Raw genomic sequence first — 21626 nt, 5'->3', positions numbered from 1 at the left:
GTCATGTAAAATACCAACAAAACACGCTGTTGATACAGGTCATGGATAGATGCGTCGTCTCTATAAAAAAGCGATAACTTATTTATTGTCGAAGGATTTTCTCGTTACTCTCTTCGTCTTATCCATCATGCTAGCTATTTTCTGGTACATGCTTTGGGCCTCGCAGTTGTCACGTCGCACGATACTGATCGATACACTCCCTGACTTCACTATCTACCTTACCTTTGGGATCGTTCTGGGGCTTATCTTTGCTGGCAGGACGCTCTATTCTCGTTCGGTAAAAAAGAAACTAAAGCACACGCTCGAAATGTTCCTAGGTGGCTTTGTGCTGGGATTTCTTTCCATCGTGAATATTTTTGACGTGTACGTTTATCTGTTTCCCGATGACGTGATTAATTACACATCCGATTATGAGATTATTTTTCTTGGGCCACCAAAAGGGAAAACGAGTCGTTGTGAAGCGGGTTTATGGATTAGAGATGTTCATACTGGTCAGTTGAAGCAGCTATGTACCAGTAGAGAGACGTTATTTAAAAAAAGAAGGCAAGGAATGGATGAGTTGTGGGTCACTGCGCGGGTCAATAAACTCGGCACGTATATTGTCGATTATCGATTTACCTACAAGTAATTTCGCCTTCAAGCTCGCCAATCCCACCGTTTTACTGACACGTTTGATAAGGTGAATAGATTAAAATACCGGAAACTCGCTTAGGTCGGTTTTCGGCATGCAATGCACACCAGTACCCCGCCAAAATGAAATCATCCACTGGAATATATTTCCTGTTTACACGTTTGGACATCACCGATATCGCAATTTTACATCACGAAAGCAAATAATAACAATTTGTTATAATTTCAAGTGTAAATTAACGTCAGTTTTTCAAACGTAGACTGGATGACGATACGCGATCCAATTTACGTCCTATCACTGGTGATAATACGAATACCAGAATGTTGACATTCATTTCTATACGACTAAAAAGAGGTGTTACTGCTATGTTCAGAAAATTATCTCTCCTGAAGATCGTTGTCATTTTTGCTATTTCTCCCTTTGCATTTGCCAAATCGGACATACTGCGTATCGGCGTCGATTTAACGTATCCCCCCTTTCAGAGCATGGATAAAAATGGTAATCCATCGGGGTTTGAAATCGAGGTAACGGATGCTATCTGTAAATCGATAAATGCAAAGTGTGATTATATCGTCAACACGTTCGATTCCCAGATCCCCGCCCTTCTCGCAAAAAAAATAGACGTCATTGCGCCGCTTGGCGTGACACGTAAGCGAAAGGAATCGATAGATTTCAGTGACTATGTTTTCCACGTTCCCACCAAACTTGTCGCAAGGAAAGAATCCAATCTTCTTCCTCAAGTTGAACTGCTGCGCGGGAAAAATATCGCGGTACAGCAAGGTACCATTCAGGAAGCCTACGCCAATAAATATTGGCTACCCGCCGGAGTGATTGTTAAAAACTATCCCGATCAGGAAGCCATTTATGAGGATTTACAATCAGGAAGAGTGGAAGGCGCGCTGTGCCCGTCGGTTGCCGTCGCGTTTGGATTTTTAAACACACCGCAGGGTAAAGATTTTGAGCTAAAAGGCCCGGAAGTGACCGATGCGGATTTATTCAGTCTCGGTTCTGCATACGGTATACGTAAAGACGATACGGAAACAAAACAACTCATCAATCAAGGGCTGAAAGATATCGTCCAAAAAGGCCTATATGCAAAAATACAGAAACGCTATTTTGGCGATATCGATTTAAGCGTGAAGGAATAATATCAGGCGCGGCTCACGGATTATTTTCATGCCCAACTGTTCTCCCTGACCTATCAGAAGGCCGGGGAGATTTCAACGAAACGGGAGTTTACAGCCATACCCAGCAACAGAATGTTGATAAAGAGGGCGAGCGCCATCAGCCCCTTTTCTGTTACTATCACGCGTTGGAAAATAGCGATATATATGTGAATATACCTCGCTTCACACCACCATTTTAATGTCGCTTTCACAGTGAACTACACGCAGGAGAAACCATGAGCCTTCACCTCTGGCTGGCTTATACAGGCATCATCATCGCTCTGATTGCCATTCCGGGCCCATCCGCCTTAATCAGCATGTCGCACGGTTTACGCTACGGCGCTTCACGCGCAACAGCAACCGTCCTCGGCGGCGTCAGCGCGGCAATGATATTAATGTCCTGTTCAGCATTAGGGTTAGGTGCCATCCTCGCTGCGTCAACCACCGCATTTACCGTATTAAAAATTATTGGGGCGGTTTATCTCATCTGGTTGGGTATCGCGTCATGGCGCTCTAAGGATATGACCACTACGGAGCAGAACGTGCAGGAAGCCTCGACACTTGGCTGGTTTCCGCTATTCCGCAAAGGCTTTCTGGTCGGGATCAGTAATCCGAAAGATCTGCTGTTTTTCGCCGCACTCTTCCCAAATTTTATCGATACCAGCGCCCCACACGCCTTGCAGCTGATCATTCTGGCGGTAACCTGGGCAGTCTTCGATTTCAGCATCATGTTTATCTATGCCTGCACTGGCCGTCGTTTATCGGGCCTTTTCTCCAGCCCACGCCGCATCAAGCTGTTTAACCGCTCAACGGGCGGGATCTTTATTCTGGCAGGCACCACGTTGGCGGCGTCAACACGTTAATTAAATAGGCTCCTGCTGCCTTCAAACAGGCAGGAGCCACACCGTTACGATGCCGTGACAAAATCAGCAATACCCTTCTCGTCCATCCGATAGCGCACCCACTCATCCTGCGGCTTCGCGCCAATGCTTTTATAGAAATCGATCGCGGGTTGATTCCAGTCCAGCACGCTCCATTCCAGCCGTCCGCACTGTCTTTCCTGTGCAAGACGCGCCACCTGTTTCAGCAGCGCTTTGCCCGCTCCCGCCTGACGATACGCCTGTGCGATGTAGAGATCTTCCAGATAGATGCCGTATTTCCCCAGCCAGGTTGAGTAGCTCATGAAGAAAATCGCATAGCCGACGGGCTTACCATCAATCTCACAAATCAGCGTTTCAGCCGTCGCTCCTTCGCCAAATAGCGAGCGCTCAATATCCTCAAGCGAGGCCAGCACTTCGTGGCGCGCTTTCTCATACACGGCAAGTTCGATGATTAAATCCAGAATCACGCTCGCATCTGATTTCTGCGCGGGGCGGATGACAATGTTTATAGAGGCAGTATTTATAGAGGTAATGTTCATAAAGGCTCTCTTCTCCGGTGCTAATTTTTCCAATGCCAACAATAACCAAAGCTTGCCATGCTACCGGATTTAAAATCAGTTACACAACGACATGACGAGTTCTGTCATAGAGAGAAGGAAGGAATGCGTTAGGTTGAGAATGTCAGGCTAGCCGCTCTAGCTCAATCAATAGCACGAGAGCGGCGATAGGAAGGTTATCAATCTGGCTGTTTTTTTCTTTTAAACGCCGAGAGCGTCAGCAGCCTGCTCGCTTTCCACTTTGGAAAAGTTCGCGTAGGTCAGCGCATCAAGCAATGCGGCGCGATCGATCGTCGGATAAATCTCTGGGCTCTGCAAAAGCAGGGCGATTTCCTGAACGGTTAGCTGGGGATAGATGGCGTGTGATGCAACAGCAATATCGCGAGCGGCGTAACATAACTTGCGTAAAATTACCGCAATCTGCTGATGGGTGATCGCCTCCTGATACACGGTATAAAGCACATCAGCAATTAATGTCGACGTCAAAACCGAAATACGGGACACATCACCCGCTCTTCCACCCAATGCCTGAAGGATGTGTTCGACGGCCTGTTCTGGCGTTTTTCCCTGCGCCTGTTGTGAAGCCAGTACGGAAACCAGTTTATTTTTTATTTCATCATTTGCCATCGTTCGGTTCCTTCATACATTCATTGATTACAGATACTATTTTAGTATAAGCACGCTACCTGTCATGGCAGTAATGAGCAAATAAAATCATACGGCGGTACCCTTCAATAGGTACAAAAAGACATCAACCCGCTCAGCGGTGTATAATATGCCCAATTTTAGGAAACGCGGACTCTCCCTCATACGAAAGCCACACGTAGAAAGATCGCTTGAAGTATGACGGGGTACCCCTAAATAATTCGAGTTGCAGGCAGGCGGCGACGCAGTGAATCCTCAGGAGCTTACATCAGTAAGTGACTGAGGTGAGCGAGAAAAGCCAACGCACATGCGGCTTGAAGTATGACGGGGATAAAACACAGTTTGATACAACTCCGCACACATCGTTCCACCCTCTTTTTTCCTGAAATGCGATAATCCTCCGATAAAAATCGTATTTTCGTTTATGCCCAATCATTTTCATCGCCTCAAAAGACCATGTAAAATGAAAGGCTTAGTGAGCAAGAAGGCTATAAGTCATGATCACCACCGACGGTAATAACGCAGTCGCCTCTGTGGCCTGGCGAGCCAATGAAGTCATCGCCATCTACCCGATTACGCCCAGTTCCAGCATGGCTGAACACGCAGCCGCCTGGTCGAGCGATGGCGGGCTGAATATATGGGGAGATACGCCCCGCGTTGTTGAAATGCAATCGGAAGGCGGCGCGATCGCTACCGTCCACGGCGCATTGCAGACGGGCACACTCGCCACCACGTTTACCTCATCGCAGGGTCTGCTGCTGATGATCCCCACGCTGTATAAGCTGGCCGGTGAGCTAACCCCGTTCGTCCTGCATGTCGCTGCCCGTACGGTTGCGACGCATGCGCTTTCCATCTTCTGCGATCATTCGGACGTCATGGCCGTGCGCCAGACGGGTTGTGCCATGCTGTGCGCCAGCAATGTGCAGGAAGCGCAGGACTTTGCGCTGATCTCGCAAATCGCCAGTCTGAACAGCCGTCTGCCGTTTATCCATTTCTTCGACGGTTTCCGTACTTCACACGAAATCAATAAGATTGAGCCGCTGGGCGATGATGTGATCCGCCAGCTTCTGCCACAGAAATCCATTGATGCACACCGTGAGCGAGCGCTCACACCGGAACGCCCGGTGATTCGAGGTACCGCCTCTAACCCGGATACCTTCTTCCAGGCGCGCGAAGCAACCAACCGCTGGTATGACGCGGCTTATGAGCACGTTGAGCAGGCGATGAACGATTTCGCCGCCGCGACAGGACGCCAGTACCAGCCGTTTGAATACTACGGCCACCCGGAGGCGACCAAAATCGTCGTCCTGATGGGTTCCGGCGTCGGCACCTGCGAAGAAGTGATCGATACGCTGCTGACGCGCGGCGAGAAAGTCGGCGTGGTGAAAATCCGCCTGTATCGTCCGTTCTCTGCCAAGCATCTGCTGGCCGTCATTCCGCAAACGGCGAAGAGCATCGCGGTGCTGGACCGCACGAAAGAGCCGGGTGCGCTGGCAGAACCACTGTATCTCGATGTGATGACCGCGCTGGCCGAGGCGTTCTCCGCAGGTGAGCGTTCACTTATGCCACGGGTGATTGGCGGTCGTTACGGGCTGTCTTCCAAAGAATTTACCCCGCAGTGTATACAGGCGATCTTTAATGAGTTAGCACTTGCTAACCCACGACCGCGCTTCACTGTCGGGATTTATGACGATGTCACCAACCTGTCGCTGCCACTGCCGGAACAGCATTTTCCCAGCAGCGCGTCGCTCGAAGCTCTGTTCTACGGTCTGGGCAGTGACGGCACCGTTTCTGCGACCAAGAACGCGATCAAAATCGTCGGTGAAACCACCCCGATGTTTGTGCAGGGTTACTTTGTCTATGACTCGAAAAAAGCTGGTAGCCTGACTGTTTCCCACATGCGTGTTGGCCCGCACCCGATCAACTCAGCCTACCTGATCGATCAAGCCGATTTCGTCGCCTGCCATCAGTGGCAGTTTATCGACAAGTACAGCATGGTCGAACGGCTGAAGCCCGGCGGCGTTTTCCTGATCAACTCGCCGTATACCAGCGAGGATCTGTGGCACCGTTTGCCGCAGGAAGTGCAGGCGGGACTCAATCAGCGCAACGCCCGCGTTTACTGCATCAATGCCGCCAAAATTGCCCGCGAGTGTCATCTGGGCGCGCGTATTAATACCGTCATGCAGATGGCGTTCTTCCACCTGTCACAGATTCTGCCGGCCGATGTGGCGGTAGAAAAACTGCGTACCGCCATTGCCAAGAGCTACGGTAGTAAAGGTCAGGAGCTGGTTGAGCGTAACTGGCAGGCGCTGAGCGCCACGCTGGAAGCGCTGGCAGAAGTGCCGCTGGAAGCCGTCAATCCAGACAGCCCACAATGGCCGCCAGTGGTTTCCGACGCCGCACCCGATTTCGTCAAGACCGTCACGGCCGCGATGCTGGCGGGTCTGGGTGATACGCTGCCCGTCTCCGCCCTGCCGCCCGATGGCACCTGGCCGACTGGCACCACCAAGTGGGAAAAGCGCAATATCGCGGAAGAGATTCCGCTATGGCAGCCGCAGCTCTGTACGCAATGTAACCACTGTGTTGCCGCCTGCCCGCACTCGGCTATCCGCGCCAAAGTCGTCCAGCCTGATGCGATGGAAAATGCACCAGCGTCACTGCAATCGCTGGATGTGAAAGCGCGCGATATGCGCGGTCAGAAATACGTGTTGCAGGTCGCCCCAGAAGACTGCACCGGTTGTAATTTGTGCGTAGAAGTCTGTCCGGCTAAAGACCGTCAGAACCCAGAAATCAAAGCCATCAATATGGAATCCCGTCTGGATAATCTGACGGCGGAAAAAGAGAACTTCGATTTCTTCCTGCAACTGCCGGAAATCGACAAATCCACGCTGGAACGTATCGATATCCGTACTTCTCAGCTGATTTCGCCGCTGTTTGAATACTCCGGTGCCTGCTCCGGCTGTGGCGAAACACCGTACATCAAGCTGCTGACGCAACTCTATGGCGATCGTCTGCTGGTCGCGAATGCGACAGGTTGTTCGTCTATTTATGGCGGTAACCTGCCCACCACGCCGTGGACGACTGATGCCAACGGCCGCGGTCCGGCCTGGGCTAACTCGCTGTTCGAGGATAACGCCGAATTCGGTCTGGGCTTCCGCCTGAGCGTCGATCAGCACCGTCAGCGTGCCGTACGCCTGCTCAACAAGCTGGCACCGCAACTACCGCCGGATCTGGTTAACGCGTTGCAGGAAGAGTCCATCGTCCCCGATCTGCGCCGTCAGCAGATTGAACAGCTGCGTGGATTGCTGTCAGCCATCAATGACACCGACGCCACCGTGCTAGCGAGCGAAGCCGACCACTTTGTCGATAAATCCATCTGGCTTATCGGCGGGGACGGCTGGGCGTACGATATCGGCTACGGCGGGCTGGATCACGTCATGAGCCTGAGCGAAAACGTCAACGTGCTGGTACTGGATACGCAGTGCTACTCCAACACCGGTGGACAGCAGTCCAAAGCGACACCGCTGGGCGCCGTCACCAAATTTGGCGAGAAAGGCAAACGCAAAGCACGTAAAGATCTCGGTATCAACGTCATGATGTACGGTCACGTGTATGTCGCGCAGATCTCACTGGGCGCACAGCTGAACCAGACGGTGAAAGCGATTCAGGAAGCCGAAGCCTGGCCGGGCCCGTCGCTGATTATCGCGTACAGTCCGTGTGAAGAGCACGGCTACGATCTGGCATTCAGCCACGATCAGATGCGTCAATTGACGGCAACGGGCTTCTGGCCGCTCTACCGCTTCGATCCACGTCGCGCCGAGGAAGGTAAACCTGCACTGGTGACGGATTCTCGTCCACCATCCAGCAGCCTGAGCGAAACGCTGCTGAAAGAGCAACGCTTCCGCCGCCTGAATAGCATGATGCCGGAAGAAACCGCGCAGCTCTATGAAGAAGCGGAACTGGATCTGCGCCGCCGCTTTGACTTCCTGACTATGATGGCAGGCAAGGCAGAGAAAAACCCGCAGGAATAACTTTCTCCCTCAAACCGGCTTCGGCCGGTTTTTTTATGGCGTGCTATCCCTGGCCGCCCCCCTTACGGGCTGTTGCGTTTTCTCTATCCGAACGAGGTTGAATACCGAAGAATCCAACGTCGATAACCCAGTTTGTCAGGCACGGTAAAGAAGGGCTGACAAGGAGCAAGTTACCTTATACTTTATGGGATTATTCGCCCGTTACGGTGTCAAGCCGCTCTCAACGTCGCAGAGGACAAAACATGAAAGGAAAGTTCGCACCATCGCAGATTGCATTGCACTGGCTGGTTTTTCTGTTGCTCGTTGTGACCTATGCCACGATAGAACTACGCGGATTTGCTGAACGCGGTTCGCTGCTGCGCACCGTGATGATGGTGACGCATTTTAGCTGTGGCGTAGCCATACTGGTTCTTATGCTGGCGCGCTTGTTCTTACGCCATCGCCATACCTCACCAGCCATTACGCCACCGCCGTCACGTTGGCAAAGTGCGCTGGGCTCACTCACTCACGCCGTCATTTACCTGCTGTTTATCACGCTACCGATACTAGGCGTTGCCTCGCGCTATTACAGCGGTCGGGACTGGATGCTTTTTGGTATAGGTATGCCAACAGCCGCGACACCAAATTTTGACTTAGCTGAAACGCTGATAGGCTGGCATGAAACGCTGGCACCGCTAGGATACTGGCTCATCGCGCTGCATACCGCTGCTGCCCTGTTCCACCACTATGTTATGAAAGACAACACGCTGCTGCGCATGATGCCAGCCAAACGCGATTAATCGGGCAACGAAGGAGCAAGCATGAAAGTCGCACTGGGACAATTCGCCGTAGACCGCGAGTGGCAACAAAATGCCACAACCATTACTGAGTTTATGTCGGCAGCACAGCAAAACGGTGCCGACCTGCTGGTGCTGCCTGAAGGTGTACTGGCTCGCGATATCACCAACCCCAACATGGTGCTCACTGCTGCTCAGCCGCTTGATGGCCCATTTGTGTCGCAACTGCTGGAAGCCAGCAAAGGCAACAACCTGACGACCATGCTGTGTGTGCATATCCCGAATGGCGAAGGGAAAGTTTGGAATACACTGCTGGCGCTGCGCAACGGTGAGATCGTCGCACAATACCGGAAGCTGCATCTGTATGATGCGTTTTCCGTACAGGAATCGGAGAATGTGCTGGCAGGCGAAGAAGTCCCACCGCTGTTGACCATCGCCGGGATTAACGTCGGGCTGATGACCTGCTATGACATCCGCTTCCCTGAGCTTGCTCGCCGTCTGGTACTGGACGGTGCTGACGTACTTGTTCTTCCGTCCGCCTGGATCAAAGGGCCGCTGAAAGAAGCGCATTGGGAGCTACTGGTACGCGCAAGAGCGCTGGAAAACACCACTTATCTCGTTGCCGTTGGCGAATGCGGCGTCAAAAATATCGGCAACAGCATGGTGGTCGATCCTTTAGGCGTTGTCGTGGTTCAGGCACCGGAAACACCGGCCCTCGTCTATGCCGACATTGATCCAGAACGACTGGCCTACGCCCGTCAGATTCTTCCAGTACTGGCTAATCGCCGCTTTAACAAACCCACATTGGAAGAGGGAAATTGAATCGCGGTTCACTCTACGCTGCTTTCTTTCTCATTCACGCGCCAAAAAGTGTGATTAGTTACACATGTTGTTTCCCTCTGAGGCCGTTCTGCACATATAATGCGCATCCGGTCGTCATGGCGACCCTAGCAGACCAGCCTCCTGATTCGGGGGGTGCATTCACCACTCAAATAAAGAAATGAAAATGAGTATTCGCGCGATCTTTACTTTAGTTTTTGCAGCAGCCGCATTCAGCCAGGCTGCTTTTGCCGTTGTTTATCCTCTGCCTGCGGCTAACAGCCGACTGATAGGCGAGAATATCGACATCACCGTACCGGAAGACAGCACACAGCCGTTGGAACATTTTGCATCACAGTTCCAAATGGGTCTGAGCAACCTGATGGAAGCCAACCCAGATGCGGATGTTTACCTGCCTATTCCCGGCAGCAAAATGGTCATTCCTCATCAGTTGATTCTGCCAGATGCACCGCGTGAAGGCATTGTCATCAACAGTGCAGAAATGCGTCTGTACTACTACCCGAAAGGCTCCAAGACCGTGGTCGTGCTGCCAATCGGGATTGGCGAGTTAGGTAAAGATACGCCGATTAACTGGACAACCTCCGTTCAGCGCAAGAAAGCGGGCCCAACCTGGACACCAACCGCGAAGATGCACGCAGAATATGCGGCACGCGGTGAAACCCTGCAAAAAGTTTTCCCGGCTGGCCCAGATAACCCAATGGGGCTGTATGCGCTGTACATCGGTAACCTGTACGCGATCCACGGCACCAATGCCAACTTCGGTATTGGCCTGCGTGTAAGCCACGGCTGCGTCCGTCTGCGCGCCGATGATATCAAGTATCTGTTCAACAACGTTCCGGTCGGTACTCGCGTTCAGTTCATCAATGAGCCAGTGAAAGCCACCGTTGAGCCAGATGGTTCACGCTATGTTGAAGTTCACAATCCGCTGTCTCGCACGGTAGAAGAATTCCATTCTGATTCTCCGGCACCGATCAGCATGACGCCAAAAGTGAGCAAGGTTCTGGCCGACGCCAGCGTGAACACCAGCGAAGTTGATCAGGCAATCCAGAGACGTTCTGGTATGCCGACCAAAATCAATGGTCTGATCGAACAAGCCACGCCAGCCATTCCGGTTGAATCTGTTGCTGCACCTGTCGCACCAGAAGCACAGCCGCAAGATAGCCTGAATGCCGTGCAAAATGCCGCACCGGTTGAAGCACAGACGACGACCGCAGCCGACGCTAACCGTTCGTAATCGCCTATGACGCGTTGGAAACCCGAATCGGTTTCCAACGCGTTTCTCTAACGTCCCTACCGTTTACTTTTTCTGTGAAGCTTCCAGCGCCTGCGCCACATCAGCAATGATGTCGTCAATGTGCTCAATGCCGACCGAAATTCTGACCAGATCCTCACTCACTCCCGCTTTCGCCAGCTCTTCCGCATTCAACTGCCGATGCGTGGTACTTGCCGGATGGCACGCAAGCGATTTGGCATCGCCAATATTCACTAGTCGTAAAATCATCTTCAGCGCATCAATAAAATGCCCCCCTGATGCTTTCCCGCCTTTAATGCCAAAACTGATAATCCCAGATGCCTTACCCGAGGTAATTTTGTCGCAGTTTGCTTTATAGGGGCTATCCGGCAACGCGCCATAGTTCACCCAGGTAACCAGCGGATGCTGATTCAGGTAGCCAGCCAGCGCTTCGGCATTGCTGCAATGGCGTTCAATGCGCAAGCTGAGCGTTTCCAGCCCCTGCAATAGCAAGAACGTGCTGTGCGGAGAAAGCGCCGCACCGGTATTACGCAACGGTACCACGCGGCAGCGCCCAATATAGGCCGCCGGACCGAAAGCGTCGGTATACACCACGCCATGATAAGAAGGATCGGGCTCATTCAGTAACGGGAAACGCGCTTTATTCGCGACCCAGTCAAACTTGCCGGAATCGATAATCGCGCCGCCGATCGTGGTGCCATGACCGCCGATGTATTTGGTCAGTGAATGGACGACGATATCTGCGCCGTGCTCAAAAGGCCGGCACAGTACGGGCGTCGCCACTGTGTTATCAACGATCACTGGAACGCCGTGGCGATGCGCAATTTCCGCGATTTTGGCGATATCGACGATATTTCCCGCCGGATTCCCGATAGATTCACAAAAAACGGCACGAGTGCGTTCATCAATCAGCGATTCCAGCGTCGTAAAATCATCGAAAGAGGCCATCCGCACTTCGACACCCTGACGTGGCAGAGTATGGGCAAACAGGTTATAGGTGCCACCATATAACTGGCTGGTGCTGACGATATTATCCCCAACCTGCGTGAGTGCCTGAAGCGAATAAGTAATTGCCGCCATACCGGATGAAAGCACCAGCGCACCAATGCCGCCCTCAATGGCCGCCAGCCGCTGTTCCAGCACCGCATTCGTCGGGTTCATGATACGGCTATAAATATTGCCCGCCACCTTCAGATCAAACAGATCGGCACCGTGCTGCGTGTCGTCAAATGTGTAAGAAGTCGTCTGGTAAATCGGCACAGCGGCGGACTTCGTTGTCGCTTCAGATTCATAACCATGATGTAGCGCGAGGGATTCAAGTTTCATCTTACGGACCTTTTTGTTGATCGTTGGAGTGAGGAAAATATCCAGACAAAATAGCAGACGGCGATTGGGAAAGGCACTTGATGATGTAGAAGAAATGGAGATAAGTTAGTAAAAACAAGACTAAATTTCAGCGTTACATTATTACACTGAAGCGCCCTCACAAAACCGAGCTCTGCTGCTGAAACGAATCTGAAAAAACGATAAAATTTGCGCAGAGAAAAAAACGTGCGCACCGTAACCTATCTGCGCGTCACGTATTGCACCGCCTGCAAATCACAGCTACTTTTAACGTTATAAATCCCCCCATCCGAAGCGCAATAAATGACTGATACAATAAAAAATATCGCTACTTGCGAACTGCCCACCAGCGTCCAATTCCCCCACTACGATCGTAAGGCGCTGAAGCCGCGCATCGTCCATATCGGTTTTGGTGCTTTTCATCGCGCTCATCAGGCACTGCTCACCGATCGCGTGCTGAATATGGTGGGAGGAGACTGGGGTATTTGTGAAGTCGTGCTGTTCAGCGACGACACCATGATCAATGCGCTGCGCCAGCAGGATCATCTGTTTACTGTGTTGGAAAAAGCAGCGACGGAAAATCAGCCGATTGTGGTCGGTGCCGTGTGTGAATCGTTACATGCCAGAATAGAAGGTATCGGCGCGATTATTGAGAAACTCGCCGCACCAGAAACCGCCATCGTTTCCCTGACGATTACCGAAAAAGGCTATTGCATGGACGGGACGAGCGGCAAGCTGGATCGGACCAATAAGCTGATTCAGCAGGATCTCAGCGATCCTCGTCATCCCGCTTCGGTACCGGGGTTGCTGGCGGAAGCGCTGCGCTTGCGTCACGAACGCGGGATCGCACCGTTCACCGTCCTCTCATGCGATAACGTGCCGGAAAATGGCAAAACAGCCAAAGCCGCCGTGCTGGGATCTGCGGGGCTCAACGATCAGAGTCTGATCGATTGGGTCGAGGCCAAGGTTTCTTTCCCGAATACGATGGTGGATCGCATTGTCCCTGCCGCGACGCCGGAAGCGTTGCAGGAAATTGCCGAGCACCTCGGCGTCGCCGATCCCTGTGCGATAGCCTGTGAGCCCTTTATTCAATGGGTGATCGAAGATCATTTCACTGCCGGACGCCCTGAGTGGGAAAAAGCGGGCGTGCAGCTGGTGCATGACGTACTGCCGTTTGAAGAAATGAAGCTGCGTATGCTGAACGGCAGCCACTCGTTTTTAGCCTATCTGGGCTATCTCGCCGGTTATGATCACGTCAGCGACTGTATAAATGACGAGAACTATCGCCGTGCAGTGTCTCATCTCATGCTGCTGGAGCAGGCACCGACACTCAGCGTCGTGGATATCGACCTGAAAGACTATGCCGTTCAGCTGCTTACCCGTTTTTCCAACCCAGCGCTCAAGCATCGAACTTGGCAAATCGCGATGGATGGTTCACAAAAGCTGCCCCAGCGCATGCTGGAATCGCTACGCTGGCATCTGCGTAATGGCGGAGACTATCGCTGTCTGGCATTAGGGGTCGCTGGCTGGATGCGTTATGTCAGCGGAAAAGACGATGCGGGCAACCCTATCGAAATCCGCGACCCGCTGGCTGACCAGCTCAGACTGGTCGTTGCAGAGACGTCAGATAATGCCGAACGGGTCAGTGCGTTTCTTAATATTCGTTCTATTTTTGGCGAGGATCTGTCAGCCAACCACGATGTATTTAACGCTATCGCACAGGCTTATCTGAAGCTGCGCGATCACGGCGCGAAGAACACCGTGGCCGCACTGGTACAAGACTTTAAATAACGATAAATCCAAGCAGCGCAAGATATACCGCACTTTGAACACCCAGCGACAGAGTGCGGCCTTTACCTTTTGTTTCATCCAGCCACGGCAGCGATGACCAACTCATTCCCGCACCAATGACCGCGATCAACAGCATCGCTGCGGCAACCAGCCAGACAAGCTTATCCAGCAGCGAATTGGGAAACAAAATTTGCATTGCAGAAACGACGAGAAACAGCGTAACGCAACGCAATACCCCGACCAAAATACCCGCACGATCTCTCAGCCCACGCGGTGCGGAAGACGGTAACCAGGCCTGAAAAGCAAACAACCCAACTACGGCAATAAAAATCACATAAATAATGGCATAGACCAGCAAATGACTCACGTTACGGCTCCTGATGAGGGAATACGATAAAGTAAACTGGGCGGGATGATGACGACATTTCCTCTCTGCGGTCAATGCGTTATTTCACATCATGCTATCGATTTGTGGGACAGCGCTCACTATCGCCTCGCCGCCAATCTGCACGTATAATGCTTTCTCGTAATAAATTTACATACTTTGTAAATTAAGAACATAAATGCACGATCAAATAATTATAAAAAGCAAATTAAAATATCTTATTTCATGATCTGTCTGACAGATCATCATTAAAAGCCCCCTAAAGCGTGATCGCCAGTTTACTTTCTTTTCAATAGAGCAAATGATAAAGAAATGATAGTTCAATAGAACTGAAATATTGTTTCATCTTTGTAATTAGGCTGATCATGAATAAACCAATCTCTTTTAAACACACGTTCTGCTACGGCAGCGCGAACCTGCTTGGCAGTGGCGCGCTTGCTATCAGCGGCGCATGGCTGATGTACTTTTACACCACATTCTGTGGGTTAACATTGGTTCAGGCTGCTGCTATCTTCTCCGTTGCCAGCATCATCGATGCGATCAGTAACCCCATCATGGGATACATCAGCGATAACTTCTACAACACCCGTGTTGGTCGCCGATTTGGCCGCCGCCGCTTCTTTATTTTGCTGGGTGTCCCGCTGGTTCTGGTCTACCCCATGCTATGGGTTGAAGGCTTTGGCTTCTGGTACTATCTGGCGACGTACGTACTGTTCGAGCTGATTTACACCTCGATCATGGTGCCGTATGAGACGCTGGCTACCGAAATGACCTCTGACTTTAAACTGCGCTCTAAGCTGACAGGTTCTAAAGCCATTTTCGGTAAAATCGCCAACTTCCTGGCGGCGTTCATTCCTGGGCAGTTTATTGCTATCTACGGTAAAGATTCCGCAACGCCATTCTTCTACACTGGCCTGGTCTACGGCGCCATTATGTGTGGGGCGATGATCGCGCTGTACATGACATCCTGGGAACGCCCGGTCAACGAAATCGTCCGTGAAAGCACATCCAGCCTGTGGCAAGCGATGAAAAAGCTGAGCGTGGATATGGTTTCCACCTTCCGTTTGCGTATTTTCCGCAAGCACCTGGGGATGTACCTGTTTGGCTTTGGCGCTGAGTGGCTTTTCGCTTCCGCGTTTACCTACTTCATCGTCTTTGGTCTGAAGCAGAACACGGCACTGGTATCACACCTCAATAGCTTCAGTTCGATTATGCAGCTCATTTCTACCGCAGCCTTTATCGGTATCTGCGTCAAAATGGGCTTTGCGCGGCCGTTCCGTCTGGCCTTGATGGTAGTGATTGTCAGCGTAATAGCCTATGCCGCACTCTATTTCGCTAACTGGTCAGAAGACATGACCATCTTTGTTCTGTTCGCCATTACTGCTGTATTTGGCCTGAGCACGGGCGGTATCTACTACATTCCCTGGACGGTTTATACCTTCCTGGCCGATGTGGATGAAGTGCTGACCGGGCGTCGTCGTGAAGGTATTTACGCTGGTGCCATGACGTTCGCCGGTAAAATGGTTCGCTCTGTGATTGTCTTCGCGATGGGCTGGACACTGAGCCAATTCGGCTTTGTTTCCGGGCAGTCAGTGCAGCCGGAATCTGCCGTACAGGCGATTGTTGGCGTGTTCTCGCTGGGTGTTATCGGTCTTGCGCTGGTTGCGATTTACTACACCACGCAGATGAAGCTGGATCGTAAAAACCACGCCATTCTGCTGGAAGAGATTGCACGTATCAAAGCGGGCGGCGCGATTGCCGATGTACCAGCTCATGCTCGTGCTGTCGCAGAAGAGCTGACGGGCTGGGAATATGAGAAGTGCTGGGGCAACAACCCGTTAGGCGTTCAGTCAGAAGAGTCTAAACCGCAGGTTGCTACTGCACAGCATTAATTGAAGACATTCGTTTATTGAAAACAGGCATCAATTAAAAGCTGTCATCAACTAAAAGTTATTATCAACTAAAAATAATCAGCCCAATCTCGTATTGGGCTGATTCATTTAGGCCTGCGTTTACTGATTAACAGAACGGGTAGGGTAGGATAGGCAGGCGATCGCATCAATCACCTGCCAAAATGCAGGATTAAATCAACGAAGCTTCTTTCAATTCGCTTTTCAGGTAAGCGTAGTATATCGGGGCCGCAATCACACCGGACAAGCCAAATGCCGCCTCAAACACCAACATCGCCAGCAGGATTTCCCACGCGTGCGCTTTGATCCTCGTCCCAACGATTTGTGCATTCAGGAAGTACTCAAACTTGTGAATCAGCATCAAATACACCAGCGCGACCAGCGCAATCGGCAACGAAAGCGATAAGCCAGACAGGAAAACGATCGAATTGGAGATCAGGTTACCAATCACTGGCAGCAGACCGAAAACGAAGGTAAGCACCACTAGCGTTTTGGCAAACGGCAGATGGATACCACACAGCGGCAGAGCGCCAAGAATGAAAATGGCAGACAGTATCGTGTTAACCGCAGAGATTTTCACCTGAGCGAAAACAATATTGCGGAACGATGCCGACAACAGCGACACTCGACGCAGTAGCTCCGCTTTGAGTAACGGTTTTTCGGTGTCTTTATCGACGTTATAAAGCGAGACAATCGCGCCCAGCACCATACCAATCAGCATCGTCACAAAACCATGTAGAAAACTTTTCCCCATATTCTGCAACATCACAATATGCGCCTGAACCCATTGCAGCAGTTCGTGCTGGAGCTCTTCAATACTGACCGGCAGATACCCCGGTAAGTAGTGGACGATCTGCTGCTGGATGTCATTGAGGATGTAGCCAATGCGCACATTAAACGCGGCGGTATCCTTCATTTCCTGCATCAACAGCCCGACCAGGCTGCCAAACAATAGACTCAGCAGGCTAACGACCAGTGTGCTGATCACCGCGACAACAATCCAGCGGGCGCGCTTACCACTGATGACCCGTTGAAAATAGGGGGTCAGTAAATTCACAATTTCATACACCAAAAAACCGGCAATAAAGCAGGTCAGCAGGCGTAAAGGCAGCAATATAAGCAGGCCACCCATAATAAAGAAAAAGCTCAACAGGCGAGCTTGTTTCAGATTCAGTAACTGCATGATGACATCCCGTATGAAGAGGCAACGCCGAGGATACTCTTTGTGGAGTATGCTACGCCTTTTTCGGTACCAACAGATTGATATATATGCGCCAGATTTACGTCTATTCTGCGAGTGATACAAACGGGGGATATTTTTGGTGTTTTATCAGCGAAATACCAGCAGTGTTTTAGCTCGGTCGGATATCCACCCACCAGGAGAAACGCCGGGTCACCTTCACTGGCAGCGTCCGGGCAACAGCCTCAAGCAGGCGATCGGTTTCATGTAGCGGAAAAACGCCCGAAATCCGTAGCGTCGTCACCGCAGAATCAACATGAAAATAACCATTGTGATAGCGGGCAATTTCATTAACAAACTGTCCTAGCGGCATGTTATCCGCGACCAGTTGTCCTTTGCGCCAGCTCTGTCGGAAATTCTCAACGGGTGCGGGTTCACTGCTCCTGTCGCGGGTAAAGATAACCTGTTGCCCTGCTGTCACACGCTGCGCAGCAGGTACCGCCGTTTGCAGCAAGACCTCACCACTAAAAACGGAAAGGACGCTGTGGGCAGACGTATAGCGCAGCGCTAATTGACAGGAATGTGCGGAAGCCGCGAGATCGCCATGGGGCGTGGTCAACCGGGCTGCGTGGGCCGTTTGGTTGTCCAGCATCAATTCGCCTTTGATCAATTGGAAGGTCAGCGGTTGAGACAATGCAGGGTTGCCCTGCTGATTCAGTGCCGAATCCGTATTGAGCCAGACGGTCATTCCCGTTTCGATGTTGAGCTCGCGCGTTTCCCCCGTTCCCGTGTGGTAATCGGCCGCATAGCTTTCCCACGGCAGACTAAAGCCCACGCCTCCGGTAAGGCTGGCAATCGCCAACAGTTTGAGCATGCGCCGACGTTCCCCACCCCGCTTGCTCAGCACCGAAGAAGCTAATTGACTGTCTACCGCATGGAAACGGGCGTGAATCTGTTCAACCTGCTGCCAAGCAAGCCGGTGAGTGTCATCCTGATGTAACCATCGTTGCCATGCCTGACGCTCGAGTTCGGAGCAGTCTTCGTCATACAGCGTGGCATACCACTCGGAGGCGGCATAAAGAACATCTTTCGGAATAGAAGAAGTAATAGAGGAAATCATAAGTCCTGACACAATAGACAATTCAGCATTGCCTGTGCCATATATTTTTTCACCATCCGCTCGGAAACGGCTAATTTTTCAGCAACCTGCCGATAGGTCAAGCCATCGAGATGCACGAGCAAAAATGCCTGACGCACTTTGCCCGGCAGCGTCGCCAGCATCTGGTCGATGGCCATCAGCGCATCAACCACCATAACCTGCTGTTCCAGCGAGGGAGCAAAAGTAAACTCCTGCTCTGCCAACACCTGAAGATAGGCATTCTCGATGTCTTTACGTCGCCAGTGATTCACCACCAGCCCGTGGGCGACAGTCGTCAGCCAAGCGCGTGGTTCACGGATGCGATCGGCCTGATGCAGGCAGATCAAACGTAGAAACGTATCCTGAGCCAGATCCGCAGCCTGCTGTGAACACCCCAAACGTCGACGCAGCCACGCCTGTAACCAGGCATGATGGTCATGATAAATCTGCTGAACATTTAAGGTTTCAGGCTGATGGAGGCAGACAGCGGCGGGACTCTTCACGGTATTCGCTCAATGTGACAGCAATGAAATGATTTTCATTATCATTAAAAGCAAAGTCAACGACTATTCACATTTATCATGTCGATTACGCTAAAAAGGAGGGCGCAGCATGGCGTGCATGCAAAAAGAAAGAAGCCCGAGGGCTTCTTTCAGAGAGAGTCGAGAAGGAAGATTACCAGCGATAGCTGACGTTCGCGCTAACGTTACGGCCTTCACCGTAGTAGCACCAGTAGTTACAGGCGCTGACATACTCACGGTTGGTCAGGTTGGTTGCATTAACCTGCAAACGCCAATCTTTGCTGAAATCATAGGCGATCATCGCATCCCACAGTGTATAAGCAGGAACCTTCATGTCCGCTGAATTGGCAATGTCACCGTAAGAGCTGCCCACATAGCGCACACCGCTGCCGATACTTAATCCTTCCAGCTTGCCGTTAAAGGCATAAGTCGCCCAGCCAGACACGATATGTTCAGGCAGGCCCGGCAGGCGTTTACCCACTTCACCGACGGTACCTGATTTGGTCGTCTCCACTTCGTTGTATGTGTAGTTTGCCGTCAGCGTCAGACCGGTATAAACCTCACCGCTCAATTCCAGCTCGAGGCCGCGTGAACGGGCCTCACCCGCCTGAATAGTTAGACTCGGGTTTTTAGGATCCGTCGTTTTCACATTCTTCTGTTCCAGATTAAACAGGGCAGCAGAGGCATAACCGTTAAAGCCTTCCGGCGTATATTTCACGCCAACTTCCGTCTGCTGGCCTTCTTCCGGCACATAAGGACGTTCATAACCATCGCGACCCGACACCGGAAGGAATGATTCCGAATAGCTGACGTAAGGGGAAATACCGTTATCAAACAGGTACATTACCCCAGCAGTCTTGGTAAATTTGGTATCGTCGGTGCGAGTATCCGCGCCTGATGAGAAATTACGGTCGCGAGACTTCGCCACGTCGTAGCGTCCCCCCAACAAGAAGATCAGACGCTCGTCATACTTAATCTGGTTCTGGACATAATAACCAGTCTGATGGCGGCCAGAACGGTGAGCGAACAGGTCGCTATCTAATAATGTGTAATTGCCATAAACCGGATTAAAGATGTCGATAGGACTGCCAAAGGCGTACAGGTTTCCATCGCGGCTTTGTGTATTGGCACGGCGGTAATCGAACCCGAGCAACAGCGTGTTTTCAATATCTTCCCACTGCCATTCACCCACTAACCGGTTGTCTGTGGCCCAGTTTTGCGCAAAACCGTCACGGTAGGTTAGCCCGCGATTAGCCTCACGATCATTAGCCATACTTAGCGCATAAGCATTGCGCAGATCCAAATTCAGGTAGGTGTAATTCACATTCTGGTGGAACGTCCAGGTATCATTCAGATGATGCGTGAACTCATAGCCCAGACTGAATTGTCGGGTATCGTGGCGGTTCATACCCGGTTCGCCTAGCGATGTTTTATAGCCGACTTTGCCAAACGGCGTGCCATGTAATGTGCCGTACGGCAGCTTAAAGCCGTTGGTCGTGTCGGATTTCGTATCCATGTAGCTGGCTAACACGGTCAGTTCCGTGTCTTCTCCGAGGAACGTGACGCTCGGTGCCAGATAAAGGCGCTTGCTCTTCGAGAAATCCATCTCACCCGAGGTATCACGCGCCAGCGCAACAACCCGATACAGCACCGATCCGTCATCGTTTAATGGACCCGCACTGTCGACAGCCAGATGGCGATAGTCGTTAGAGCCGTATTCCAGCTCCACTTTCCCCTGCGGCAAACGCGTTGGTCGTTTGGTGATGACGTTAACCAGGCCGCCCGGTGGATTTTGCCCATACAGAACGGAGGCTGGGCCTTTCAGAACTTCGATACGCTCGACGCCAAACGGCTCAATCTGCTGGCCGTAGAATCCATCTTCATTCAGCGTAGCCAGGCCATTCTGGAACCGAGACTGATCGCTAAATCCACGAATAGTCACCCATTCGGCTTTATTGTCCGGCCCGTATGGCGTTGCCAGAATACCGCTGCTATAGCGCAGTGCCTGATCGATCTTTTGCGCACCGCGCTCTTCGATCTGCTGCTCTGTCACAACCGAAACCGCACGTGGCGTCTCTGAAATCGGCACATCCAGCTTCATCGCGGTATTCGGTGGAGCGGTGACGACGATCCGATCGTTTTTAGCGACAACAGGCGCAGAAACAGGAACTGGCTCACTCGCCGTACGCTGCCATCGGCACTGTACTGTGCGCTTAGGCCGCTGTTGCTGAGGATCTGCTGAAAACCCTGCTCAACGCTGTAGTTCCCCTGCAACCCCGCACCGCGCTTACCCGCCACGACTGCCGGATCGTAAGAAAGTAATACGCCAGCCTGTTGGGCAAATTGATTGAGCACCTGATTGAGCGGGCCAGACGATACCGTGTATTGCTGGACAGATGCCGCAGATGCAGCATAGACCGCCGTCATTGGCAGCACTGAGGCAAACGCTGCCCCAAGTACCCCGGCACGTAAAGTACGTGCCAACAGGTGGGTACGGAATTTAACCATTATTTATCCCCTATCGCATAAGAAACGCTTGTTTTCAGAAGCTATGCCAATTGAGAGAGTAAAAAGGGGA

General features: G+C 51.7%; 18 protein-coding genes. 9 read left to right on the top strand and 9 right to left on the bottom strand.

Annotated elements, in window-relative coordinates:
• The first annotated feature begins 49 nt into the window (after window positions 1-49).
• The 3 genes from EIP93_RS04275 to EIP93_RS04265 all read left to right on the top strand — a co-directional run bounded on the left by EIP93_RS04275 (window position 50) and on the right by EIP93_RS04265 (window position 2660).
• Window positions 50-628, top strand: a complete 579-nt coding sequence (locus tag EIP93_RS04275; protein WP_125232316.1) for a hypothetical protein — start codon at window positions 50-52, stop codon at window positions 626-628.
• Between the two features lie 368 nt (window positions 629-996).
• Window positions 997-1779: a transporter substrate-binding domain-containing protein gene (locus EIP93_RS04270; protein ID WP_125232315.1), complete on the top strand. Its 783-nt coding sequence runs from the start codon at window positions 997-999 to the stop codon at window positions 1777-1779.
• Between the two features lie 254 nt (window positions 1780-2033).
• A complete protein-coding gene (locus tag EIP93_RS04265; protein WP_125232314.1) occupies window positions 2034-2660 on the top strand; it encodes a LysE family translocator in 627 nt (208 codons plus the stop codon).
• Between the two features lie 44 nt (window positions 2661-2704).
• Here EIP93_RS04265 and EIP93_RS04260 read toward each other — a convergent pair whose 3' ends face one another.
• On the bottom strand, window positions 2705-3187 hold the full coding sequence (locus EIP93_RS04260; protein ID WP_029367525.1) for a GNAT family N-acetyltransferase: 483 nt from the start codon (window positions 3185-3187) through the stop codon (window positions 2705-2707).
• 249 nt (window positions 3188-3436) lie between these two features.
• The gene (locus EIP93_RS04255; RefSeq protein ID WP_103861357.1) at window positions 3437-3862 is read right to left on the bottom strand and encodes a hypothetical protein; all 426 of its coding nucleotides are present in this window, start codon (window positions 3860-3862) and stop codon (window positions 3437-3439) included.
• A gap of 515 nt (window positions 3863-4377) precedes the next feature.
• Here EIP93_RS04255 and nifJ point away from each other — a divergent pair.
• The 4 genes from nifJ to EIP93_RS04235 all read left to right on the top strand — a co-directional run bounded on the left by nifJ (window position 4378) and on the right by EIP93_RS04235 (window position 10761).
• Window positions 4378-7911, top strand: coding sequence for a pyruvate:ferredoxin (flavodoxin) oxidoreductase (nifJ, locus tag EIP93_RS04250; RefSeq protein WP_125232313.1), 3534 nt, complete (start codon window positions 4378-4380; stop codon window positions 7909-7911).
• Between the two features lie 242 nt (window positions 7912-8153).
• A complete protein-coding gene (gene cybB / locus EIP93_RS04245; RefSeq protein ID WP_010295782.1) occupies window positions 8154-8690 on the top strand; it encodes a cytochrome b561 in 537 nt (178 codons plus the stop codon).
• A 21-nt stretch (window positions 8691-8711) separates the two neighbouring features.
• A complete protein-coding gene (locus EIP93_RS04240; RefSeq protein ID WP_125232312.1) occupies window positions 8712-9509 on the top strand; it encodes a deaminated glutathione amidase in 798 nt (265 codons plus the stop codon).
• Between the two features lie 184 nt (window positions 9510-9693).
• A complete protein-coding gene (locus tag EIP93_RS04235; protein ID WP_010295777.1) occupies window positions 9694-10761 on the top strand; it encodes a L,D-transpeptidase family protein in 1068 nt (355 codons plus the stop codon).
• A 63-nt stretch (window positions 10762-10824) separates the two neighbouring features.
• On the opposite strand, the gene EIP93_RS04230 is transcribed toward EIP93_RS04235, so the two are convergent.
• Window positions 10825-12105, bottom strand: coding sequence for an O-acetylhomoserine aminocarboxypropyltransferase/cysteine synthase family protein (locus tag EIP93_RS04230; RefSeq protein ID WP_010295775.1), 1281 nt, complete (start codon window positions 12103-12105; stop codon window positions 10825-10827).
• A 321-nt stretch (window positions 12106-12426) separates the two neighbouring features.
• On the opposite strand from EIP93_RS04230, the gene EIP93_RS04225 reads away from it, so the two are divergent.
• Window positions 12427-13914: a mannitol dehydrogenase family protein gene (locus tag EIP93_RS04225; protein ID WP_125232311.1), complete on the top strand. Its 1488-nt coding sequence runs from the start codon at window positions 12427-12429 to the stop codon at window positions 13912-13914.
• Here the strand turns inward: EIP93_RS04225 and EIP93_RS04220 are convergent.
• On the bottom strand, window positions 13907-14281 hold the full coding sequence (locus EIP93_RS04220; RefSeq protein ID WP_125232310.1) for a hypothetical protein: 375 nt from the start codon (window positions 14279-14281) through the stop codon (window positions 13907-13909). The two genes, EIP93_RS04225 and EIP93_RS04220, sit on opposite strands and share 8 nt — an antisense overlap.
• A gap of 383 nt (window positions 14282-14664) precedes the next feature.
• Here EIP93_RS04220 and EIP93_RS04215 point away from each other — a divergent pair, with 383 nt between their 5' ends.
• Entirely contained in the window at window positions 14665-16191 is a 1527-nt protein-coding gene (locus EIP93_RS04215; RefSeq protein WP_095701661.1) for an MFS transporter, read from the top strand.
• Between the two features lie 190 nt (window positions 16192-16381).
• Here the strand turns inward: EIP93_RS04215 and EIP93_RS04210 are convergent, their stop codons facing one another.
• From EIP93_RS04210 to EIP93_RS22860, 5 genes are all read right to left on the bottom strand, one after another.
• Window positions 16382-17392, bottom strand: coding sequence for an AI-2E family transporter (locus EIP93_RS04210; protein WP_103861362.1), 1011 nt, complete (start codon window positions 17390-17392; stop codon window positions 16382-16384).
• 169 nt (window positions 17393-17561) lie between these two features.
• The gene (locus EIP93_RS04205) at window positions 17562-18509 is read right to left on the bottom strand and encodes a FecR domain-containing protein (protein ID WP_103941831.1); all 948 of its coding nucleotides are present in this window, start codon (window positions 18507-18509) and stop codon (window positions 17562-17564) included.
• Entirely contained in the window at window positions 18506-19030 is a 525-nt protein-coding gene (locus tag EIP93_RS04200; protein WP_103941833.1) for a sigma-70 family RNA polymerase sigma factor, read from the bottom strand. Before EIP93_RS04200 ends, EIP93_RS04205 begins: the two co-directional genes overlap by 4 nt.
• Before the next feature lie 172 nt (window positions 19031-19202).
• On the bottom strand, window positions 19203-21149 hold the full coding sequence (locus EIP93_RS04195) for a TonB-dependent siderophore receptor (RefSeq protein ID WP_241229564.1): 1947 nt from the start codon (window positions 21147-21149) through the stop codon (window positions 19203-19205).
• Window positions 21146-21556, bottom strand: a complete 411-nt coding sequence (locus EIP93_RS22860; protein ID WP_240041901.1) for an STN domain-containing protein — start codon at window positions 21554-21556, stop codon at window positions 21146-21148. The genes EIP93_RS04195 and EIP93_RS22860 overlap by 4 nt, the downstream gene beginning before the upstream one ends.
• Window positions 21557-21626: the final 70 nt, after the last annotated feature.

It is taken from the genome of Pectobacterium versatile, from assembly GCF_003932035.1.
GTDB classification, from domain to species: Bacteria; Pseudomonadota; Gammaproteobacteria; order Enterobacterales; family Enterobacteriaceae; genus Pectobacterium; species Pectobacterium versatile.
This window is presented reverse-complemented; position numbering and strand designations above follow the sequence as displayed.